27 protein-coding genes are annotated in these 20135 nt (G+C 40.6%); 21 read left to right on the forward strand and 6 right to left on the reverse strand.

The window, feature by feature from the left end; genetic code table 11:
- The first annotated feature begins 115 nt into the window (after positions 1–115).
- Positions 116–451 (forward strand): YolD-like family protein, encoded by a 336-nt coding sequence (locus BSO02S_RS00470; protein WP_066060774.1) that lies wholly within the window; start codon positions 116–118, stop codon positions 449–451.
- A 39-nt stretch (positions 452–490) separates the two neighbouring features.
- Here the strand turns inward: BSO02S_RS00470 and BSO02S_RS00475 are convergent, their stop codons facing one another.
- Entirely contained in the window at positions 491–697 is a 207-nt protein-coding gene (locus tag BSO02S_RS00475) for a CDGSH iron-sulfur domain-containing protein (protein WP_066060776.1), read from the reverse strand.
- A 152-nt stretch (positions 698–849) separates the two neighbouring features.
- On the opposite strand from BSO02S_RS00475, the gene BSO02S_RS00480 reads away from it, so the two are divergent.
- Positions 850–1182, forward strand: a complete 333-nt coding sequence (locus tag BSO02S_RS00480; RefSeq protein ID WP_066060778.1) for an iron-sulfur cluster biosynthesis family protein — start codon at positions 850–852, stop codon at positions 1180–1182.
- Between the two features lie 26 nt (positions 1183–1208).
- On the opposite strand, the gene BSO02S_RS00485 is transcribed toward BSO02S_RS00480, so the two are convergent.
- From BSO02S_RS00485 to BSO02S_RS00490, 3 genes are all read right to left on the reverse strand, one after another.
- A complete protein-coding gene (locus tag BSO02S_RS00485) occupies positions 1209–2129 on the reverse strand; it encodes an alpha/beta hydrolase (protein WP_066060779.1) in 921 nt (306 codons plus the stop codon).
- Between the two features lie 118 nt (positions 2130–2247).
- The gene (locus BSO02S_RS27415) at positions 2248–2388 is read right to left on the reverse strand and encodes a hypothetical protein (protein ID WP_169802706.1); all 141 of its coding nucleotides are present in this window, start codon (positions 2386–2388) and stop codon (positions 2248–2250) included.
- A gap of 79 nt (positions 2389–2467) precedes the next feature.
- Positions 2468–3373: a hydroxymethylglutaryl-CoA lyase gene (locus tag BSO02S_RS00490; RefSeq protein ID WP_066060781.1), complete on the reverse strand. Its 906-nt coding sequence runs from the start codon at positions 3371–3373 to the stop codon at positions 2468–2470.
- Positions 3374–3519: 146 nt separating this feature from the next.
- Between BSO02S_RS00490 and BSO02S_RS00495 the strand changes: the two genes are divergently transcribed.
- The 4 genes from BSO02S_RS00495 to BSO02S_RS00510 all read left to right on the forward strand — a co-directional run bounded on the left by BSO02S_RS00495 (position 3520) and on the right by BSO02S_RS00510 (position 6455).
- Positions 3520–4698: an acetyl-CoA C-acetyltransferase gene (locus BSO02S_RS00495; protein WP_066060784.1), complete on the forward strand. Its 1179-nt coding sequence runs from the start codon at positions 3520–3522 to the stop codon at positions 4696–4698.
- Between the two features lie 29 nt (positions 4699–4727).
- Positions 4728–5417: a CoA transferase subunit A gene (locus BSO02S_RS00500; RefSeq protein WP_066060786.1), complete on the forward strand. Its 690-nt coding sequence runs from the start codon at positions 4728–4730 to the stop codon at positions 5415–5417.
- Between the two features lie 24 nt (positions 5418–5441).
- The gene (locus tag BSO02S_RS00505) at positions 5442–6110 is read left to right on the forward strand and encodes a 3-oxoacid CoA-transferase subunit B (RefSeq protein WP_066060788.1); all 669 of its coding nucleotides are present in this window, start codon (positions 5442–5444) and stop codon (positions 6108–6110) included.
- A 90-nt stretch (positions 6111–6200) separates the two neighbouring features.
- Positions 6201–6455 carry a YqkE family protein gene (locus BSO02S_RS00510; RefSeq protein ID WP_066060790.1) on the forward strand — a complete coding sequence of 85 codons (255 nt, stop codon included), beginning with the start codon at positions 6201–6203 and terminating at the stop codon, positions 6453–6455.
- 249 nt (positions 6456–6704) lie between these two features.
- On the opposite strand, the gene BSO02S_RS00515 is transcribed toward BSO02S_RS00510, so the two are convergent.
- Both BSO02S_RS00515 and mciZ read right to left on the reverse strand, forming a co-directional pair.
- The gene (locus tag BSO02S_RS00515; protein ID WP_066060793.1) at positions 6705–7616 is read right to left on the reverse strand and encodes an aldo/keto reductase; all 912 of its coding nucleotides are present in this window, start codon (positions 7614–7616) and stop codon (positions 6705–6707) included.
- A 210-nt stretch (positions 7617–7826) separates the two neighbouring features.
- Positions 7827–7961: a Z-ring formation inhibitor MciZ gene (gene mciZ, locus BSO02S_RS26000; protein WP_084374838.1), complete on the reverse strand. Its 135-nt coding sequence runs from the start codon at positions 7959–7961 to the stop codon at positions 7827–7829.
- A 72-nt stretch (positions 7962–8033) separates the two neighbouring features.
- Between mciZ and BSO02S_RS00520 the strand changes: the two genes are divergently transcribed.
- The 15 genes from BSO02S_RS00520 (at position 8034) to BSO02S_RS00590 (ending at position 20113) form a co-directional block, all read left to right on the forward strand.
- Complete coding sequence (locus tag BSO02S_RS00520; protein WP_066060794.1) at positions 8034–8588, forward strand: NUDIX hydrolase; 555 nt, start codon at positions 8034–8036, stop codon at positions 8586–8588.
- Entirely contained in the window at positions 8585–9748 is a 1164-nt protein-coding gene (locus BSO02S_RS00525) for an endonuclease Q family protein (RefSeq protein WP_066060796.1), read from the forward strand. The genes BSO02S_RS00520 and BSO02S_RS00525 overlap by 4 nt, the downstream gene beginning before the upstream one ends.
- 160 nt (positions 9749–9908) lie before the next feature.
- Entirely contained in the window at positions 9909–10556 is a 648-nt protein-coding gene (gene spoIIM / locus BSO02S_RS00530) for a stage II sporulation protein M (RefSeq protein ID WP_066060799.1), read from the forward strand.
- A gap of 108 nt (positions 10557–10664) precedes the next feature.
- On the forward strand, positions 10665–11129 hold the full coding sequence (gene fur / locus BSO02S_RS00535; protein WP_066060801.1) for a ferric iron uptake transcriptional regulator: 465 nt from the start codon (positions 10665–10667) through the stop codon (positions 11127–11129).
- Between the two features lie 138 nt (positions 11130–11267).
- On the forward strand, positions 11268–11495 hold the full coding sequence (locus tag BSO02S_RS00540; RefSeq protein WP_066060803.1) for a YqzK family protein: 228 nt from the start codon (positions 11268–11270) through the stop codon (positions 11493–11495).
- Positions 11496–11500: 5 nt separating this feature from the next.
- Positions 11501–12394 carry a site-specific tyrosine recombinase XerD gene (gene xerD / locus BSO02S_RS00545; protein WP_066060806.1) on the forward strand — a complete coding sequence of 298 codons (894 nt, stop codon included), beginning with the start codon at positions 11501–11503 and terminating at the stop codon, positions 12392–12394.
- A 221-nt stretch (positions 12395–12615) separates the two neighbouring features.
- Complete coding sequence (gene deoB, locus BSO02S_RS00550) at positions 12616–13800, forward strand: phosphopentomutase (RefSeq protein WP_066060808.1); 1185 nt, start codon at positions 12616–12618, stop codon at positions 13798–13800.
- A 15-nt stretch (positions 13801–13815) separates the two neighbouring features.
- Positions 13816–14637 carry a purine-nucleoside phosphorylase gene (locus tag BSO02S_RS00555; RefSeq protein ID WP_066060810.1) on the forward strand — a complete coding sequence of 274 codons (822 nt, stop codon included), beginning with the start codon at positions 13816–13818 and terminating at the stop codon, positions 14635–14637.
- A gap of 23 nt (positions 14638–14660) precedes the next feature.
- Positions 14661–15965, forward strand: a complete 1305-nt coding sequence (locus BSO02S_RS00560) for a pyrimidine-nucleoside phosphorylase (RefSeq protein ID WP_066060813.1) — start codon at positions 14661–14663, stop codon at positions 15963–15965.
- A 145-nt stretch (positions 15966–16110) separates the two neighbouring features.
- Positions 16111–17283 carry a D-alanyl-D-alanine carboxypeptidase family protein gene (locus BSO02S_RS00565; protein ID WP_066060815.1) on the forward strand — a complete coding sequence of 391 codons (1173 nt, stop codon included), beginning with the start codon at positions 16111–16113 and terminating at the stop codon, positions 17281–17283.
- A 127-nt stretch (positions 17284–17410) separates the two neighbouring features.
- Positions 17411–17761, forward strand: a complete 351-nt coding sequence (gene spoIIAA, locus BSO02S_RS00570; RefSeq protein WP_066060817.1) for an anti-sigma F factor antagonist — start codon at positions 17411–17413, stop codon at positions 17759–17761.
- Positions 17762–18202: an anti-sigma F factor gene (gene spoIIAB / locus BSO02S_RS00575; RefSeq protein WP_066060819.1), complete on the forward strand. Its 441-nt coding sequence runs from the start codon at positions 17762–17764 to the stop codon at positions 18200–18202.
- 12 nt (positions 18203–18214) lie between these two features.
- Positions 18215–18973: an RNA polymerase sporulation sigma factor SigF gene (gene sigF / locus BSO02S_RS00580; RefSeq protein ID WP_066060820.1), complete on the forward strand. Its 759-nt coding sequence runs from the start codon at positions 18215–18217 to the stop codon at positions 18971–18973.
- Between the two features lie 104 nt (positions 18974–19077).
- Positions 19078–19701, forward strand: coding sequence for a stage V sporulation protein AA (locus BSO02S_RS00585; RefSeq protein ID WP_066061154.1), 624 nt, complete (start codon positions 19078–19080; stop codon positions 19699–19701).
- Entirely contained in the window at positions 19688–20113 is a 426-nt protein-coding gene (locus BSO02S_RS00590; protein WP_066060822.1) for a stage V sporulation protein AB, read from the forward strand. Before BSO02S_RS00585 ends, BSO02S_RS00590 begins: the two co-directional genes overlap by 14 nt.
- The last annotated feature ends 22 nt before the right edge of the window (positions 20114–20135 follow it).

The following is a 20135-nucleotide window of genomic DNA, read 5'->3' on the forward strand; positions in this document are numbered from 1 at the left end:
CGATGTTGACTTATCGTAGGGAGAAGAGCGAAGTCCACTAGCCGCTGGGCGCCGGAGCTAGACAACTATAAAATTTAAGACTGAATTCTAAGTAGATACGAGAGAAGGAATGCGTATGATTCGCGACCGTGGAAGGATTAAGTGGACGTCGATGATGCTTCCTGAGCATGTGAAATTGCTTAGGGATTGGGTGAAGGAAGATCGTTACGAACAGAAAAAAGAAATGGATGAACAGCAGTTAGAGCTAATGAATGAAACCTTATCTGAAGCGATTAAATTTGATCAGTTCGTGACGATTACCCATTACCGAAACCGGAACTATGAAATTGTGATTGGAAAAATTCATTACTGGGATGAACTGGCGCAAAGGCTTCATGTCGTCGATCGCTTTGAAGAAGTACACCGAATACCGATTAATGCGATTGCCGACATCCGGCTAACAGAGGTATAAAAAGAGCGGCTCCCAATCGGAAAGCCGCTCATGTTTTCCCTATTCTTGTTTAGGAACCCGAACCTGTGATTCAAAATTCCCTTTATGCGAGCCGTCGCAAAAAGGCTTATTATTAGACCTTCCGCAGCGGCAGAGGGAAAAGGATGGTTTTGTTGTATAGACATTACCCTCGCCATCTAGCAGCTCCACATCACCTGAAATTCTTAATGAACCGTTATCGTTTACTTTGATTTGTACTTTTGACATGATAAGCACCCCTTTTTAAAATAGTTATCTTAACTTTGAGATTAACTGGAATAACAGGAATTTGCAACCAAAAGGCTGTAAGCCAAAAAATTAAGCAGCCCCTAAAACATGTGATACAATCATCATATGCTGGAAGAGGGGTGTTTTTAAACATGGAAATAAAAATAACAGCGGCAGCAATAGAAAAAATAAATGAGAAAACCGCAGGCCGGGAAGGCTGCTTGAAACTAAAATACGATACAGACGACTGTGGTTGTGCGGTAAACGGGGTAATAGTCTTGTGGTTTGTACCGGAAGCAGAAAGTGACGAAATCGCCTTTGAAACAAATGACAGAACCGTTTATCTAGAAAAGTCAAAAATGGTCTTTTTTGATGAGCAAATGAAAATTGATTTCTCCAAAGCAACCAATTGCTTCCAATTAAAAAGCCCGCAGCAAATCTTAAATGGACATATGAGTTTAATCATCAAAGAAAAAACAGACTGACCCTTTATTTAAAGGACAGTCTGTTTTTAATTGGGCAAAACCGGATTTACATATTTTTGCAAAAATTCATCAATGACCCGTTCGTAATCGGCCCGGTTTTCATTAAAAGATTGGGCATGTCGGCCGTTGGCTGCTAGATATAACATTTTAGGACCCTTTTTGTGTTCAAATAAGTCTTTCGACATGGTCGGAAGAATAAAATCATCCTTTTGACTGTGAATGAACAGAATTGGATGTTTGATATTTTCAATGACCGAAATCGGGGACACATGCCGGATGGAATATTTGTCCCGAAAGCGTAAAAGGACTTCCCCGATTGGAAGTAAAAGTCCGGGGATGAGCTTAAAGTCTTTTTTGATAAGATAAGCGAGCTGATCTCTAAAGTCAGAAAATGGACAATCGGCAATATAAAAATCTGCACCGTCCTCTAGAAGACCAGCATATAAAAGCATCGTTGCAGCCCCCATCGATTCGCCATGAATCCCCAGTTCAAGATTCGGACCTTTTACTTTTTTAAGCCAGTCGACGACTGTTTTTAAATCGAATTTTTCATAATGGCCGAAGCTGGTCGTCTTTCCGCCAGATTCCCCGTGCCGGCGATGGTCATAAATCAAGGCATTAAAACCGCGCTGGATGAACAGGTTCGCATATTTGATGGAATTAATTTTCGTTTCGGTTACACCGTGGGCAATAATGATATAGCGGTTGGTCTCATGCGGTTCCACTAGAACGGCTTTAATCATGTAGCCAAATGGAGAGGGGATATCAACATTCCGCTTTGGCAGTGACTCAAATTCATCAGGGTTATACCTGCCTGCCTCCTTTTCTCGCTTTAGGATTAATTCCTCATCTTTCTTTTTCATATACATAAGACGATTTGTAAAGTACAAACCTAGGGATAACCAGAAAAATAACAAAACAAACAGGGCTCGAAATGCCTTTTTCAAAAAGGACACCTCCCGAAGTTGATTTAATATAACATATGAAAAACAAGTTCCCGGCGCCCATCAATGGACAGCTGTAATAGAAAAAAGCCGCTGACACTAACGAGCGGCTTTGGCTGGTTTATTGCTCTGAATTTTGTCTTTTCGTTGGATGAAGTGCTTTTTCGAGTTCTTCGGCCGCAATCAACCGCTTGCCGCCACCTGCTGTGTCTGCATAGTTTTTTCCTTGTTGGCTGTATCCTTTGTCACGTTTCTGGCTCATAATCATCAGTCTCCCTTCAAGCTGGTCTCACTTAATAAGATGGATGAATAGAAGACTGATTATTCACGATAAAAATATTCTACACAGTTTGTGCATGAAGGCGATAATAGCCGCTTTCAATTTGCCTTGAAAGATGAGGGCGAACAACATCGATGGCCTCCATCAGCCTGCTAAGATCCACACCGGTTTGAATACCCATTCGCTCAAGCATGTAAACAACATCCTCCGTCGCAGCATTTCCGCTGGCCCCAGGAGCAAACGGACAGCCGCCAAGTCCGCCGGCAGATGTATCAAACCGGTCAATTCCCGCTTGCAGAGAAGTCAAAATATTCGCAAGGGCGAGCTTGCGGGTGTCGTGAAAATGGGCTGTTAAAAGGGTATCAGTAAATTCTGCCTTTAATTGGTAAAACAAGGAATAGGCTTCATTCGGTGCTGCCATCCCGATCGTATCAGCGACACTTAATTCATCAACGCCTGCTGCAACAAATTCACGGCAAAGCGATATCGTATCACTTTCATTGATTTTCCCCTCATAAGGACAATAAAAAGCAGTCGAAATGCAGGCACGCACGAAATAATTCCTCTCTTTTAGTCCCTTGATGATGGGCTTCAATTCCGCCATACTATCATGAGTTGTTTTATTAATATTTTTTAGATTAAAGCTATTGCTGACACCAACAAATACGGCAACGGCCTTACAGTCGGTGGAATAGACCCTGTCAATCCCTTTACGGTTTGGAGCTAAGACAATGTCACGTGAATTTTGATCAAGGCAATCGGCTACAATTTCCGCAGCATCGCCCATCTGCGGCACCCATTTCGGTGACACAAACGAGGTGAGCTCCATTTCCTGTAGTCCGGCCTTCCTTAATCCAGCGATAAATTGCTTTTTTATCTCAGTTGGTACAAATAACTTTTCATTTTGGAGCCCATCACGCGGACCGACCTCGATAATCGTCACTTTTTCAGGTAAATTAAGCATCATGTTCCTCCTCTAAACTTCATACTTTCATTGTAGTGGTGTTAAATTCAAAAAATCAAGAAATATAGGAATTTTGACAAAATAAGAGGAATTTCTGTGTTTTTACTAGAAGTAGTAAAGGTAAACTAGGTTGAAGGGGAGAGAAAGTAATGGAAGTAGTTATTATCAGCGCGATCCGGACGGCATTAGGAACGTTTAACGGCAGTTTGAAAAATGTATCAGCACCTGAATTGGGAGCAACTGTTATTAAAGGGGCGCTTGAGCAGGCGGGAGTATCGCCAGACCAAGTCGATGAGGTAATTATGGGCAATGTCCTTCAGGCGGGTCTAGGGCAAAACCCGGCAAGGCAGGCGGCCATGAAAGCGGGTATTCCTGAAAGCGTTTCCTCAATGACGATTAATAAAGTTTGTGGTTCCGGCTTAAAGGCCGTTCACCTGGCGACGCAGGCTATTTTAGCAGGTGACGCTGAAATCGTCGTTGCCGGCGGCATGGAAAATATGAGTCAAGCACCATACGTATTAAAAAATGCCCGCGATGGCTTTAAAATGGGCGACCAAAAATTGGTCGACACGTTGACATCGGATGGGCTTACATGTGTATTTAATGATTATCATATGGGGAATACAGCTGAAAATCTAGCAAGCAACTATTCAATTACTAGAGAAGAGCAGGATGAATTTTCGGCTTGGAGTCAGGAGAAGGCCGTTAAAGCCATTGAAGAAGGCAGATTTAAAGATGAAATTATTCCGGTGGTCATCCCGCAGCGAAAAGGGGAGCCTGTTATTTTTGATACGGATGAATATCCGAAAAAGGGAACAACAGCGGAGAAGTTGGCTGGATTGCGTCCCGCTTTTAAAAAGGATGGCAGTGTGACAGCGGGTAATGCCTCTGGAATCAACGATGGTGCCGCCGCTGTCGTGGTGATGAGTAAGAAAAAGGCGGATGAACTGGGGCTTCAGCCTTTAGTAACCATCAAAGCGAATGCCAGTGCCGGGGTAGACCCAAGCATCATGGGAATCGGGCCCGTACCAGCGGTGAGAAAGGCGCTTGAAAAAGCATCTGTTTCAATCGAAGACCTTAACTTAATCGAAGCAAATGAGGCCTTTGCCGCGCAATCGCTGGCAGTTGACCGTGAACTTCATTTTAATAAAGAAATTCTCAATGTGAATGGCGGCGCCATTGCGCTTGGGCATCCAATCGGGGCAAGCGGGGCTAGAATTCTTGTTACATTAATTCATGAAATGAAGCGTAGAAACGCGGATGTTGGCTTGGCAACACTTTGCATTGGCGGGGGTCAAGGGGTCGCAACGATTGTTGAGCTAGCATAAAACCTTTAATTTGAGGGGGAGAGAGCAAAATGAAGAATATTTGTACATCCTTCCAGGATGCTGTTGCCGATATTCATGATGGGGCAACATTAATGGTTGGTGGATTTGGATTGTGCGGCATTCCAGAAAACCTTATTTTAGCATTGGCAGAAAAAGGCGTGAAGGATTTAACGGTCATTTCGAATAACTGCGGGATTGATGAATGGGGGTTAGGACTCCTATTAAATAATAAACAAATCAAAAAAATGATTGGCTCTTATGTGGGTGAAAATAAAGAGTTTGAGAGACAGGTATTAACAGGCGAACTCGAAGTAGAATTGACACCACAGGGTACATTGGCTGAAAAAATTAGGGCTGGCGGGGCTGGAATTCCAGCATTTTTTACACCAGCCGGAGTAGGAACACCGATTGCCGAAGGAAAAGAAACAAAAATTTTTAACGGGCGGGAATATCTTTTAGAAGAGGCACTGACGGCCGACTTTAGTCTTGTAAGGGCATGGAAAGGCGACAAGATGGGAAATCTCGTTTATCACAAAACAGCGCGAAATTTCAATCCAATGATTGCAGCTGCGGGAAAAGTGACGATTGCCGAAGTGGAAACACTTTATGAAATTGGCGATTTGGATGCCAATTTTATTCATACCCCAAGTATTTATGTTCAGACAATTATCGAAGGAAAACAGGAAAAACGGATTGAGAGATTAACAGTCAGAAAATAGAGTTGGTGGAAGGGAGAGAGCGAAATGGCGAATGATAAAGTCTCTGTTAGAGAGAGAATTGCGATCAGGGCAGAGAAAGAAATAGAAAACGGCTTTTATGTAAACCTTGGCATCGGTATGCCAACCCTCGTTGCCAATTTTATGTCAGATAATAAACAGGTTGTCTTGCAATCGGAAAATGGCCTGCTTGGTATCGGGCCATATCCAGGGGAGGATGAAGTGGATCCCGATTTAATTAATGCCGGAAAAGAGACGGTGACGGCAATAAGTGGTGCGGCTTATTTTGACAGTGCCGAGTCATTTGCGATGATTCGCGGAGGACATGTCAACCTAGCGATACTCGGTGGCATGGAGGTATCTGAAACAGGTGACCTGGCTAACTGGATGATCCCGGGGAAGATGATTAAAGGGATGGGCGGTGCGATGGACCTTGTTCACGGAGCGCAGAAAATTATCGTCATTATGGAGCATGTAAATAAAAAAGGTGAATCGAAAATTTTAAAAGAATGCACACTCCCGCTAACTGGTAAAGGGGTAGTTGACCGAATTATCACCGAGCGTGCGGTAATGGATGTGACGGATTCCGGGCTAAGACTTGTGGAAGTGGCTCAAGGGTTTACAGTTGAGGATGTTATCAATTCAACAGAAGCCGCATTGCGTGTGGACGAAAACGTTAAAGTTGAGGCTTATTAAACAATAGAGGGCAGGCTGAGAATTCAAACAGCCTGCTTTTTTCATGATATAATTTAAATGATGAAATACTTGATTATGGAGGAGTTTAGAATGAAAAAGAAAATAAAACAAAAAAATCAATCTAAACCAAAAATAGAGGACAATGCAGTAACGCTTAAAGATATGATTAATCCGGATTTATTTAAGCAGTTAAAAGAGCAGCAGGACCAGCTTAAGGCTGAAGAAGAGAGAAGAAAAGAAATGGAAGAGCAAAGAAAGCGGGAAGAACGCAGATTAAAAGAAAAAAATAAGTCTTTTGAAGAACTCTTGGATGAAAGCGGTATGAACTGGAAGGAATTTAAATAATACTCTTAAGGACAGAACTCGCCAAGAGAGTGAGGGAAATGTCTTTAATAAGCGCTCTTAAGGACAAAACTTGCCAAGAGAGTAAGAAAAATGTCTTTAATAAGCGCTATTAAGGACAAAACTCGTCAGTAGAGTAAGGAAAATGTCTTTAATAAGCGCTATTAAGGACAAAACTCGTCAAAGAGTAAGAAAAATGTCTTTAATAAGCGCTCTTAAGAACAAAATTCACCAAGAGAGTAAGGAAAATGTCTAACGATGTTCTTTATAAATACTTGCTTTCGTCAGTTCTCTAATCACGGCAACCTCTTCATCCGTCAGTGACTGGCTTCTAACCGCGCGGGCATTACTCCTAATCTGTTCCGGACTGCTGGCGCCAGCAATAACAGAAGCAACCGCAGGGCTGGCCAGATTATATTGTAGTGCCACTTCCGTAAACGAACACGATGCAGCTACTCTTTCTTTTAACAATGGTAAAATCTCTTTCAGCTCTTCATAGCTATAGTCTAGATAGCCTTTTTCAGAAGCCTTAGCAAGCAGCTTGTCACTCAAGAGACCCTTGGCAAGCGGCCCGCGGGTAACACCACTAATACCGTGTCTATGAAGCAGTGGTAATGCTTCTTCCTCGGGACGGCGGTCTAAAATACTATACTGCATCATCACAGACACGATGCTAGACTTCTCCACAAATTCTCGGATCACATTAGGCCGAATCGACGAGATGCCATAATAGCGAATAAAGCCTTCCGCTTTCAATTCTTCAAACGCTTCAATTGTCTCATCAATCGGGTCCTTCATGGTGCCCCCATGTAATTGGTAAAGATCAATATAATCAGTCCCAAGTCGCTTTAAGCTGTTTTTAACTGCTTCTTTGATATAGGTCTTGGAAGGATCCCACGTCCAGCCGGTATTATCTGAACTCCAGCGGTTACCGACCTTCGTTGCAATAATAACCTGTTCACGGACATCCTTCAATGACTGCCCAACGATCTTTTCATTTTCTCCAAAATCATATAAATCCGCTGTATCAAAATAATTGATTCCTTCCTCGAGAGCAGCCTCTATAATTCCACGAGCCGTTTTTTCCTCTGTACCAAGGGACATACAGCCAAGCCCTAACTCGGTCACATACAGATCAGAATTACCTAGTTTTCTCTTTTTCAAAAAATCACCCCGTCCTTTTCTTTGTCTAGCTCCAGCGCCCAGCGGCTAGTGGACTTCGCTCTTTTCCCTACGATAAGTCAAGCACGGATGCGCTCCGCTCTCCGTGTTTCCTTTATCTCAGTCGAAGCGCTTCAGTCCTGTCGTGCGCTAACCGGGCGCTTCCGCTTTTCTTATAATATTATAAAAGAACAGGGCACACTACAAATGGTATTACTTATTTTGACTACCATTTTGTATCCAGTCAGAAACGAAAGTATAATCCTTGTTATACTCCTTTAGCTTTTGCAGTACTTCCCAGCCTTTACCAACAAGGATAATTCCCTTCTCATGTACATACACCTTCATTCCATACCCCTCCAATTAAAGTATGGTAAAATGTATGACAAAGTCTTTGAGGAAAGAACAGGAGTGACAGTTATGAGCAAATTAGAAGAAAAAACACTACATAGTCAAGAAATTTTTTCAGGAAAAGTAATCAGTCTTCATTTACAGGATGTCGAGCTTCCAAACGGGAAACATTCAAAGCGAGAAATTATTAAACATCCCGGGGCTGTCGCTATTTTGGCAATTACCGATGACAAAAAAATAGTAATGGTTGAGCAATACCGTAAAGCACTGGAACGTACCATCGTTGAAATTCCCGCCGGAAAACTTGAAAAAGGGGAAGAGCCTGCCCTTTGTGCCCGCCGCGAACTAGAGGAAGAGACTGGCTATGCGTGCGAGGGCCTTGAATTGCTCACTTCTTTTTATACTTCACCGGGTTTTGCCGATGAAATTGTCCATGTATTTTTAGCAAAAGGACTTACGAAAATGGAAAATTCCGCTGCCCTTGACGAAGATGAATTTGTCAATCTTGAAGAATTAACACTTGATGAGGTCCTTCAATATATAAAGGAACAAAAAATTTATGATGCGAAAACAATCTATGCCGTTCAATACTTACAATTACAAGAGGCGTTGAAAAATAAATGAATCGCTACTATGTAGATTTACACATTCATATCGGACGCACCTGGACAGGGAAACCGGTTAAAATAACCGGAGCTAAATCTCTGACATTTACGAATATTATCGAACATGCCAGGCATGAAAAAGGGCTCAATATGGTTGGGATTATCGACAGCCATTCACCGGAAGTCATCTTGGAAATGGAAAGCCTGATTGAAAGCGGTGAAATCGTTGAACACCCAGACGGTGGGTTAGTATTTGGTGATTTAACCGTTATTCCTGGTTCGGAATTGGAGATTTATGATGAACAATGCAACGGACCCATTCACCTGCTTTGTTACTTTCCAAATCTTACTGTCATGAGGGAGTTCTCCTCTTGGCTGTCGGGTCATTTGAAAAATATTCAATTGAGCTCACAACGAATATATGTAACAGGCCTAGTTTTGCAGAAAAAGGTAAAAGACTTAGGCGGTATCTTCATTCCAGCCCATGTGTTCACACCCTTCAAAAGTTTATATGGGAAAGGGGTTAATAAATCATTAACCGAGGTATTAGACCCGAATCTAATTGACGGGATTGAGCTTGGTTTAAGCTCTAATACCGATATGGCTGATCAAATAAAAGAATTGCATGATTATACGTTTGTGACGAACTCGGATGCACACTCCCTTGCAAAAATTGCCCGTGAATATCAGGTAATCGCGATGAAGGAGCCAACATTTCTAGAATTACAAAAGGCATTGAAAAAAGAAGACGGACGAAAAATCGTCGCCAACTATGGTCTTGATCCCTATCTCGGTAAATATCACAAAACCGTGTGTGCTGAATGTTTAAATCCCGCAGCCTATGACGATCAAATTTGTACACTTTGCGGCAATAAAAAGATTATTAAAGGCGTAGCGGATCGGATTCTTCAACTGAAAACGGCAGATAAAGGACGCGTTGACCGGCCTCCGTATGTTCATCAAGTACCGCTTGAATTTATTCCAGGCCTTGGACCCAAGTTACTGGAGAAGCTTGTCAATCACTTTGGCTCGGAAATGGCGATTCTGCATGAAGTTCCTTATGAAGGGTTGAAAGAGGTTGTGCCAGAAAAAATAGCCGACCTCATCATGAAGGCACGAACAGGAAAGGTAACCCTTGAGGCAGGCGGCGGTGGAAAATACGGAAAAATCTCAGATTGAAAAATGAAAACTTACCCGGCGGCCTTTAGGCTTCCGGGTTTTTGACTGTTTTTCAAAATCCCCAAAATCATTATGAACTCTATTAAAATGTGGTCATAGAATACCTAGACTGGCATAGAATGTATTAACTGAACCGAGAATAATAGGGGGGAAACGTGAGATGAAAAAACGATTGTACCAGTCCGATGCCGCAAGTTATTTCCGCGAGCATTCCTCAACCTTTTTGTTTATTGTTGTTTTATTTTTTATGGGAGTAATCTTCGGGGCTATCGTTGTGAATAGTATGAGTATTACTCAAAAGGAAGACTTATTCTACTATTTGTCACAATTTTTTGGCCAAGTCTCCGGAGAAAAGGTAGCCGGGAACAATGATTTATTTTTGCAAAGCTTTTTCCATAATAGTAAATTTATCGGACTGATGTGGGTGCTTGGGATTTCCATTATCGGTCTCCCGGTTATTCTCATTCTCTTATTCATAAAAGGCATGGTTGTCGGCTTTACTGTTGGCTTTTTAGTTAGTCAAATGGGCTGGCAGGGCTTCATGCTCGCTTTTGTTTCCATCCTTCCGCAAAATTTGATTATCATCCCCGTGTTTATTCTGATGGCAGCATTATCGGTGATATTCTCAATGAGAATGATCAAAAAGCAGTTTATGAAAAAATATGCCCAGCCAATTCTGCCCTTTTTTAAGAGATACATTTTTGTCTTGATTATAGCGGTGATTTTTATATCGGCAGCATCTGGAATAGAGGCCTATCTCTCGCCTTGGTTGATGAAAACCGTGATAAGTTCAACTAGTTTAAAATAATTATAAGATAATATAAATTACAATCATTAGTTTGTAATAATTTTATTTTGATTCTCAATTGTCATCTGTTATAATGAGAATTAACAGTGGCGAGGGAGGGACTTCAGGATGGAAACTAGAATCGAAAGAATAAAGAAACAGTTGCATTCAGCGAGTTATAAATTAACACCGCAGCGTGAAGCAACCGTTCGTGTTTTACTAGAAAATGAAGCAGATCATTTAAGTGCAGAAGATGTGTACCTCCTCGTAAAAGAAAAATCGCCTGAAATTGGTTTAGCGACTGTTTATCGAACATTGGAATTGTTAACGGAATTAAAAGTTGTCGATAAAATAAATTTTGGTGATGGGGTTTCCCGTTACGATCTTCGCCAGGAAGGTGCGGCCCATTTTCATCATCATCTTGTTTGTATTGAATGTGGTGCTGTTGACGAAATTCAGGAAGATTTACTTGAAGATGTAGAAGCGGTTGTGGAACGAAGATGGAATTTTAAAATAAAAGACCATCGACTCACCTTTCATGGCATTTGTTACCGTTGCCAGGATAAAGCCAAAGAGGAAGAAAAGGCTGAATAATGAATGAAAGCTCCTTTAGAGGGCTTTTTTCTTTGTCCAAAAAATAAATTATTTCTCTCCATTTTCGGGTGACTAGGTATAAAACTTGTCCATTTTGGCATACCTTTTACTAGAAAGCTGGAAAATGGGGGAAGTATGATGATCTCACTAATGAAAATAGCATTGCAAACCTTAAAGGTTTTTATTATATTCACTGGGTGCACGATTCTCTTTTATTATGGTATCATGTGGGTATCTGAAGAATATCAAAATTATCATCGCTTTGATGAACCGGAGGGGGCTGCGCTCAAGGTTTCGACCGCAGTGAATGAAGAAAACTCTTCCTTGTTAGATCGGCTGATTTTGTTTTATTTAAATGGGGAGTAAATGCGATGGAAGATCAATTAAAGGATTTTATGAATTACTTGATAGTTGAAAAAGAGTTGGCTAAGAATACAATTGTATCGTATGAACGTGATTTAAAAAGCTATCTTCGTTATTTAAAAGATGTCGAATCAATCGAAACATTAAATAAGGTTAAACGTGTACATATCGTACATTTTCTCATGTTCTTAAAGGAACAAGAAAAATCGTCAAAAACATTGGCGAGGCATCTGGCTTCCGTTCGAGCATTTCATCAATTTTTATTACGGGATAAAGTAACAGACCAAGATCCATCGGTCCTTATTGAAACGCCAAGACTTGAAAGGTCGCAGCCTAAGGTATTGAATTTACAGGAAGTCGCGACTCTTTTGGATACACCAAAGCTAGATGACCACTTCGGCATCAGGGATAAGGCGATGCTAGAACTTCTATATGCAACAGGTATCCGGGTTAGTGAGCTAATCGGACTTGATATCGACAATGTCCATGTAACGATGGGGTTTGTCCGCTGTAATGGAGCAGGGAATAAGGAACGGGTCATTCCAATTGGACGAACAGCCTCTGATGCCATTAAATATTTTTTAGATAATGGCAGGCCGCATTTTGTTTCAAATAAGCATCGGGATAACGCCTTGTTTTTAAACCATCAAGGGAAACGGCTGACGAGACAAGGATTTTGGAAAATATTAAAAAAGTTAGCAAAAGAAGCTGGAATTGAAAAAGATCTTACCCCGCATACCCTTCGTCATTCTTTCGCGACCCACTTGTTAGAGAATGGGGCGGACTTAAAGTCAGTTCAAGAAATGTTAGGACACGCGGATATTTCAACAACACAAATATATACGCAGGGATCAAAAACAAGGCTCAAGGATGTTTATAGTAAATTTCATCCGCGCCCTTAATAGAATAGTAGTTTTTAGGGAAATATAAAAAAGTGTCAAAAAGCCGCCAAAATTTTGGGGGCTTTTTCCTTGTATTTTTGAAAAGATTTAGTAAAATAGAGATGTCAGACTTCTGACAAATAGATTTATATTAGGTCTTATAATCCTAATTTGAAAAGGGTAACATATTAGTGTGAATTTTACATTTGCAAACGTTTTCGATGGATAAGGAGGAAGAATGTATGGCTGCAACTACATATAAACGTATTTTTATTATTGTAATGGATTCGGTTGGCATCGGGGAAGCACCTGATGCAGAAAAGTTTGGGGATAAAGGTGCAGATACGTTTGGACATATTGCGGAAAAAATGAACGGCTTACATATGCCGAACATGGCTAAGTTAGGTCTTAGTAATATCCGTGAAATTAAAGGAATTGAAAAAGCAGAAAAGCCGTTAGCTTTTTATACAAAAATGATGGAAGCTTCTAACGGGAAAGATACAATGACAGGGCATTGGGAAATTATGGGCTTAAATATTCAAACACCTTTCCGTGTTTTCCCTGATGGTTTTCCGGAAGAACTCCTTTCAGAATTAGAAAAACGTTCCGGTCGGAAAATTATTGGTAATAAACCTGCAAGTGGGACTGAAATCCTTGTTGAACTTGGTGAGGAGCATATGAAAACCGGCGCATTGATAGTCTATACTTCCGCCGATTCCGTCCTTCAGATTGCCGCTCATGAGGAGATTGTCCCTCTAGAAGAGCTATATAAAATTTGCAAAATTGCTCGTGAATTGACCTTAGATGAGAAATACATGGTGGGCCGGATCATTGCCCGGCCATTCCTGGGTGAACCTGGGAACTTTAAACGTACGCCAAACCGTCACGACTATGCATTAAAGCCGTTTGACCGGACGGTTATGAGTGAATTAAAAGACTCAGGGCTTGATGTGATCGCAATTGGAAAAATTTCTGATATTTATGATGGGGAAGGCGTGACTAAATCACTTAGAACGGTTTCCAATATGGATGGTATGGATAAGCTTATCGAAACATTGGATATGGATTTCACGGGAATTAGCTTTGTAAATCTGGTTGACTTTGATGCCTTATACGGCCATCGACGTGACCCCGAGGGATACGGGAAAGCACTTGAAGAATATGATGCCCGTCTGCCTGAAGTATTTGCAAAAATGAACGACGACGACCTATTAATGATTACAGCTGACCATGGAAATGACCCGGTTGCTCCGGGAACAGACCATACGCGTGAATATGTTCCGTTACTCATCTACTCAAAGGGTATGAGCGAAGGCAAACAGCTCCCAATAAGGGAAACGTTTGCTGATTTAGGTGCAACAGTAGCTGAAAACTTCAAAGTAAAAATGCCGGATTATGGTAAGAGTTTCTTAAATGAGTTGAAGTAAGAGAGGAGCAGGAAGATGAACTTTGAAATCATTCAAAAAGCAGCGCGATTTTTAAAAGAGAAATATGCAACTACGCCAAAAATAGGCCTCATCTTAGGGTCAGGTCTAGGGGTTTTAGCAGATGAAATTGAAAACCCGGTGAAAATTCCATACAACGAGATACCGGACTTCCCAATTTCAACGGTCGAAGGTCATGCAGGACAGCTCGTTTTTGGATTACTAAATGGGGTAGAAGTTGTTGCCATGCAAGGGCGTTTCCATTTCTATGAAGGATATAGTATGGATAAAGTGACTTTTCCAGTTCGTGTCATGAAAGAAATGGGCGTTGAAATGTTAATCGTTACCAATGCGGCAGGCGGTGTAAATGAAAGCTTCTCGGCTGGTGATTTAATGATTATTACTGACCACATTAATAATATGGGAACCAATCCGTTAATTGGTCCAAATGATGCACATTTCGGTGTTCGCTTTCCGGATATGTCAGAGGCGTATACGAAAGCATTGCGGGCAACTGCCAAAGAAATTGCAGGCCTTCTTAACATTGATGTCAAAGAGGGTGTTTATTTTGGGAACCCGGGGCCGGTTTATGAAACACCTGCAGAAATTCGTATGGTCCGTGTAATGGGCGGGGATGCAGTTGGAATGTCTACTGTCCCAGAGGTTATTGTTGCCAGTCACAGTGGAATGAAGGTTCTTGGTATTTCTTGTATTTCCAACATGGCGGCTGGAATTCTTGATCAGCCGTTGACACATGATGAAGTGATCGAAACAACCGAACGAGTCAAAGCAGACTTCCTTCGGTATATTAAAGAGATTGTAAAAACGATTGCAAAATAGAAAATTGGAAAGTGGCGATTAAGATGAGAATGGTTGACTTGATAGAGAAAAAAAGAGATGGGCATGAGTTAACAAGAGAGGAAATCAATTTTATTATAAATGGTTACACAGATGGCTCGATTCCAGATTACCAGGTCAGTGCCTTAACCATGGCAATCTACTTTAAAGGAATGACCGAGCAAGAGAGAGCTGATTTAACATTGGCAATGGTTGAATCAGGCGATCAAATTAATTTATCGCAAATCGACGGCATTAAAGTGGATAAACATTCAACAGGCGGTGTTGGTGATACAACAACACTTGTTCTTGGCCCGCTTGTTGCCGCGCTAGGTGTTCCTATTGCCAAAATGTCCGGACGCGGTTTAGGACATACTGGCGGCACAATTGATAAATTAGAAGCCGTTCATGGCTTTCATGTGGAAATTGAAAATGAAGAATTTATTAACCTTGTCAATAAAAATAAGATCGCGGTCATTGGACAAAGCGGTAATTTAACTCCTGCAGATAAGAAACTATATTCACTGCGTGATGTGACAGCAACCGTCGATAGCATTCCATTGATTGCAAGCTCCATCATGAGTAAAAAGATTGCTGCTGGTGCTGATGCGATTGTGCTTGATGTAAAAACAGGTGCTGGTGCATTCATGAAGACCCTTGAGGATTCACGAGAATTGGCAAAAGCAATGGTACGAATTGGGAATAATGTCGGCAGAAAAACGATGGCCGTTATTTCCGATATGAGTCAGCCGCTTGGTTTTGCGATTGGGAACGCGCTTGAAGTGAAAGAAGCGATTGATACTTTAAAGGGTGAAGGTCCGGAAGATTTAACAGAGCTTTGTTTAACACTTGGAAGCCACATGGTTTACTTAGCTGAAAAAGCTAGTTCATTAGAGGAAGCACGAACCATGCTTGAAAATGCAATCAAAGATGGTTCGGCGCTTGATAAATTTAAGGTATTTTTAAGTTCTCAAGGCGGGGATGCTCAGGTTGTCGATGATCCTTCGAAAATGCCGCAAGCCAAATATACTTTTGAGCTTGAAGCAAAAGAAGATGGCTACGTATCAGAAATTATTGCGGACGAAGTAGGAACAGCCGCGATGATCCTTGGAGCGGGCAGAGCGACAAAGGAATCTGTCATCGACCTTGCTGTAGGCCTTGTTTTAAGAAAGAAAATTGGTGACCAGGTAAAAAAAGGTGAATCATTAGTAACAATTTATAGCAATTTTGAAAATGTCAATGAGGTAAAAGAAAAGCTTTATAAAAATATTAAAGTTTCAGCCTCAAGAGTTGACGCACCAATCCTTGTCCACGAAGAAATAACCGAATAATATAATCCAAAAGGGTGTCAGGCACCAAGTGAAAAATTCACATGGTGCCTGACACCCTAATTTTTTTGTCAATTGGAGGGAATACCTGTATAAAGTTGTTTATTTTGGAAAAAATGGAGCCTATAAAGAATGGAGGGTTATGTGAATGAAACGATTTGTTTCTTTACTGGTGACATCATTATTACTTACAAGTTTGTGGGGTCCATCCGCTTTTGCAGCCGAGGAAAAAAAGAGTGCTGATATCGTCAGCAATGTTAAATCCGCTATTTTAATTGAGCGTGACACAGGAAAAGTCCTTTATGAGAAAAATAGTAAGGAAGAGCTGCCGCCGGCAAGTATGACCAAAATTATGACGATGCTGTTAATTATGGAAGAAATTGATAAAGGAAAGCTTACCTGGGACGAAAAAATCCGTGCAAGCGAATATGCGGCCTCAATGGGTGGTTCACAAATTTTTCTTGAAGCTGGCGAAGAAATGACAACAAAGGAAATGTTAAGAGGAATTGCGATTGGTTCCGGAAATGATGCTTCTGTTGCAATGGCTGAAAGAATTGCTGGTTCAGAAGAAGAGTTTGTTAATAGGATGAATGAAAAGGTAAAGGAACTAGGCTTGAAGCATACTTTCTTTAAAAATACGACAGGGCTCCCAATCAGTGGTCATTTCAGCTCTGCAAGTGATATGGCCATCATGGCCAAAGAACTATTAAAATATGAGGACATTACAAAATTCACTGGTATGTATGAGGCATATCTTCGTGAAAACACAGACAATAAGTTCTGGCTTGTCAATACCAATAAATTAGTGCGCTTTTATCCTGGTGTAGACGGTCTCAAAACGGGCTTTACTGCAGAAGCAAAGTACTGCCTAACAGCAACGGCCAAAAAGGATGGCATGCGTGTTATTGCCGTCGTGTTCGGTTCTCCGACATCAAAGGAAAGAAATGCCCAAGTAACAAAAATGCTTAATTATGCTTTCAGCCAGTATCAAACACATCCGATGTATAAACGGAGCCAAGCTATTGGTCAAGCTAAAATAAGTAAAGGACAGGAAAAGTCAGTCGAAGCAATAACAAGTGAGCCCCTTTCACTGCTTACAAAAAAGGGTGAAAAAACAGAGGATGTAAAACAAAAAGTGATTCTCCAAAAAAACCTTAATGCTCCAATCCATAAAGGGGATAAGGTAGGAACCATTAAGCTGATAAAAGATGGAAAAGTCATTCTTGAAAGTCCATTAGTTGCCAAAAAGAATGTTAAGGAAGCAGGATGGTGGACCCTTTATAAACGCTCATTTGGCATGTTTACAAAGGCAGGAAAGTAAATCTTTGTCGAATCAACAAAATAAGCCACTATTTTTAGCGAATTAAGACTAGTTTTGAATTTGAAGAAGGATATTTTCCTTCGCAAAGAGAATTGACTCACTATACCAGATTAAGGAGGACGGGATAGTGAGTCTAAATATTGATATGGAAACAAAACATGATGTTCTATGTATTCGTTTAAGCGGTGAATTAGATCATCACACAGCGGATGTACTTCGCGAAAAGGCGATAACTGTTATTGAAAAAAATGATATTCGTCATATTGTCTTAAATCTGGAGCATCTTTCTTTTATGGACAGTTCTGGATTAGGTGTTATTTTAGGCAGATACAAACAAATCAAACAGGTGCACGGTGAAATGGTGGTTTGTGCAATTTCCCCTGCAATACAAAGATTATTCGATATGTCTGGTTTATTTAAGATCATCAAAATGGAACCGACAGAAGAATTTGCATTGCAAAGATTGGGGGTGGCCTGAATGAAGAATGAAATGAACCTTCAATTCAGTGCTTTAAGTCAAAATGAATCGTTTGCCCGTGTTACCGTTGCAGCGTTTATAGCCCAGCTGGATCCTAATATGGATGAACTGACAGAAATAAAAACAGTGGTATCGGAAGCTGTGACCAATGCAATTATTCATGGTTACGAAAATGATCCAAATGGAATTGTCTATATTCAAGTCATCATTGAAGATAGTTTAATTGATCTCACGATTAAAGATGCTGGAATGGGAATTGTAGATGTGGAAGAAGCTCGTCAGCCATTATTTACAACGAAACCGGACTTAGAACGTTCCGGTATGGGATTTACCATCATGGAAAACTTTATGGATGTAGTAGAGGTTCATTCACAGCCAGGTCGAGGAACCGAGGTTAAATTACGAAAGCATTTACAAAACCACAAAATGCTTTGCAATTAAGGAGACTTGCCAATGGATGTGGAGGTCAAGAACAATAAAAGTCAAACGTATTTAAAAGACCATGAAGTAAAAGCGCTCATACAAAAGAGCCATGAAGGAGATCAAGAAGCAAGAGATTTAATTGTTGAAAAGAATATGCGTCTTGTCTGGTCTGTTGTCCAACGGTTTCTAAATAGGGGATATGACCCCGATGACCTGTTCCAAATTGGTTGTATCGGATTATTAAAATCAGTTGATAAATTTGATCTTTCCTACGATGTGAAGTTCTCGACCTATGCCGTACCGATGATAATTGGTGAAATCCAGCGATTTATTCGCGATGATGGAACCGTTAAGGTTAGTAGGTCACTGAAGGAAATGGGAAATAAAATCCGAAAGGCTAAGGATGATTTATCGAAAATGTTCGGAAGAATTCCGACCATTAATGAAATTTCTGCGCATCTTGAGCTTTCACCAGAGGATGTAATCCTTGCACAGGAGGCGAGTAGGACACCTTCCTCCATTCATGAAACGGTTTATGAAAATGACGGGGACCCCATTACATTACTAGACCAAATTGATGACGGTAATGATGGGAAATGGTTTGATAAAATTGCTTTAAAGGAAGCCATTCGTGAATTGGATGAACGGGAAAGGCTCATTGTCTATTTAAGATATTATAAGGACCAAACCCAATCTGAAGTTGCTCTTAGACTTGGTATTTCTCAAGTTCAAGTATCAAGACTTGAAAAGAAGATTTTACAGCAAATGAAAGACCGTATGGATCTCTGATTCATACGGTCTTTCATTTTTTGGTAATTTTTAGTGTTAATGAAAAAGGCGCTTTTTACTTATACTACGGATACGAGGAAATAATTGTGTGGGAAGTGAATGTTTTGGAAAAAACAATCTACATCCGCATGCGGAATCGTGTACAATCCCGGCCGGAAGAAAAAATATTATTAAAGGATATTGCCCAAATCATCGCCCCCGATGCGGGTCTTTCGAGTTTGCAAGCTATGATGATTCATCAATTAACCGAAGCGGATCGGAATATGGTCGTCATAGATGTTATGAAAGTGATTCATTTAATCAAGAGCAAATTCGGGGAAATGGAAATTCAAACAATTGGCCCTGCACAAACCATTATTGAAGTGACAAATAAGAAAAAAGGGGTTTCTATTCCATTTTTTCTTTTAATATGGTTTCTGTTATTTTTTGGTTCAGCGATGGCAATTATGAATTTTCACGATGATGTAAGCATGAAAAGTGTTCATGAAAAAATATATACGATTATTACGGGCAAGAAGGAAGCCAATCCCTTACTATTTCAAATTCCCTATTCTATCGGATTAGGTCTTGGAATGATTCTATTTTTTAATCATGTTTTTAAGAAACGAATAAATGAGGAACCCAGTCCACTGGAAGTAGAAATGTTTAATTATCAGTTGGATTTAGATAATTACGTCATTATCCATGAAAACAAGGAAAGTATGAAACGACTCAATGACGACGATTAAAATTGTAGCAGTCTGTTTTTTTGGGTTCGCAAGTGGATTGGCAGTAGGCTCTGGTTTTGTAGCTTTTCTTACTGTACTTGGAATCATCCCGAGGTTGACACAACTAACGAAAACAATGAAAATGATTCAACATTATGAATGGGCTGTAGTGATTGGTGCATTTACTGGGGTGGTTGGCAGCCTGAGGGATCCTCTGTTAAATATTTCTGTTTATCTTTTGATCCCTTTAGGAATAACGGGAGGAGTATTTTTTGGAATGCTAGCGGCCGCCCTTACGGAAGTTTTAAACGTTCTGCCTATTCTCGTCAAAAGGATTCGAATGGATGGACAAATAATTATATTAATTATGGCGATTGTATTAGGAAAAATATTTGGATCAATTTTTCAATGGCTATATTTTGTGCATCATTAATAGGCTTCACCATGAAAGGACA

It is taken from the genome of Neobacillus soli NBRC 102451 (genome assembly GCF_001591665.1).
Lineage (GTDB): Bacteria > Bacillota > Bacilli > Bacillales > Cytobacillaceae > Neobacillus > Neobacillus soli.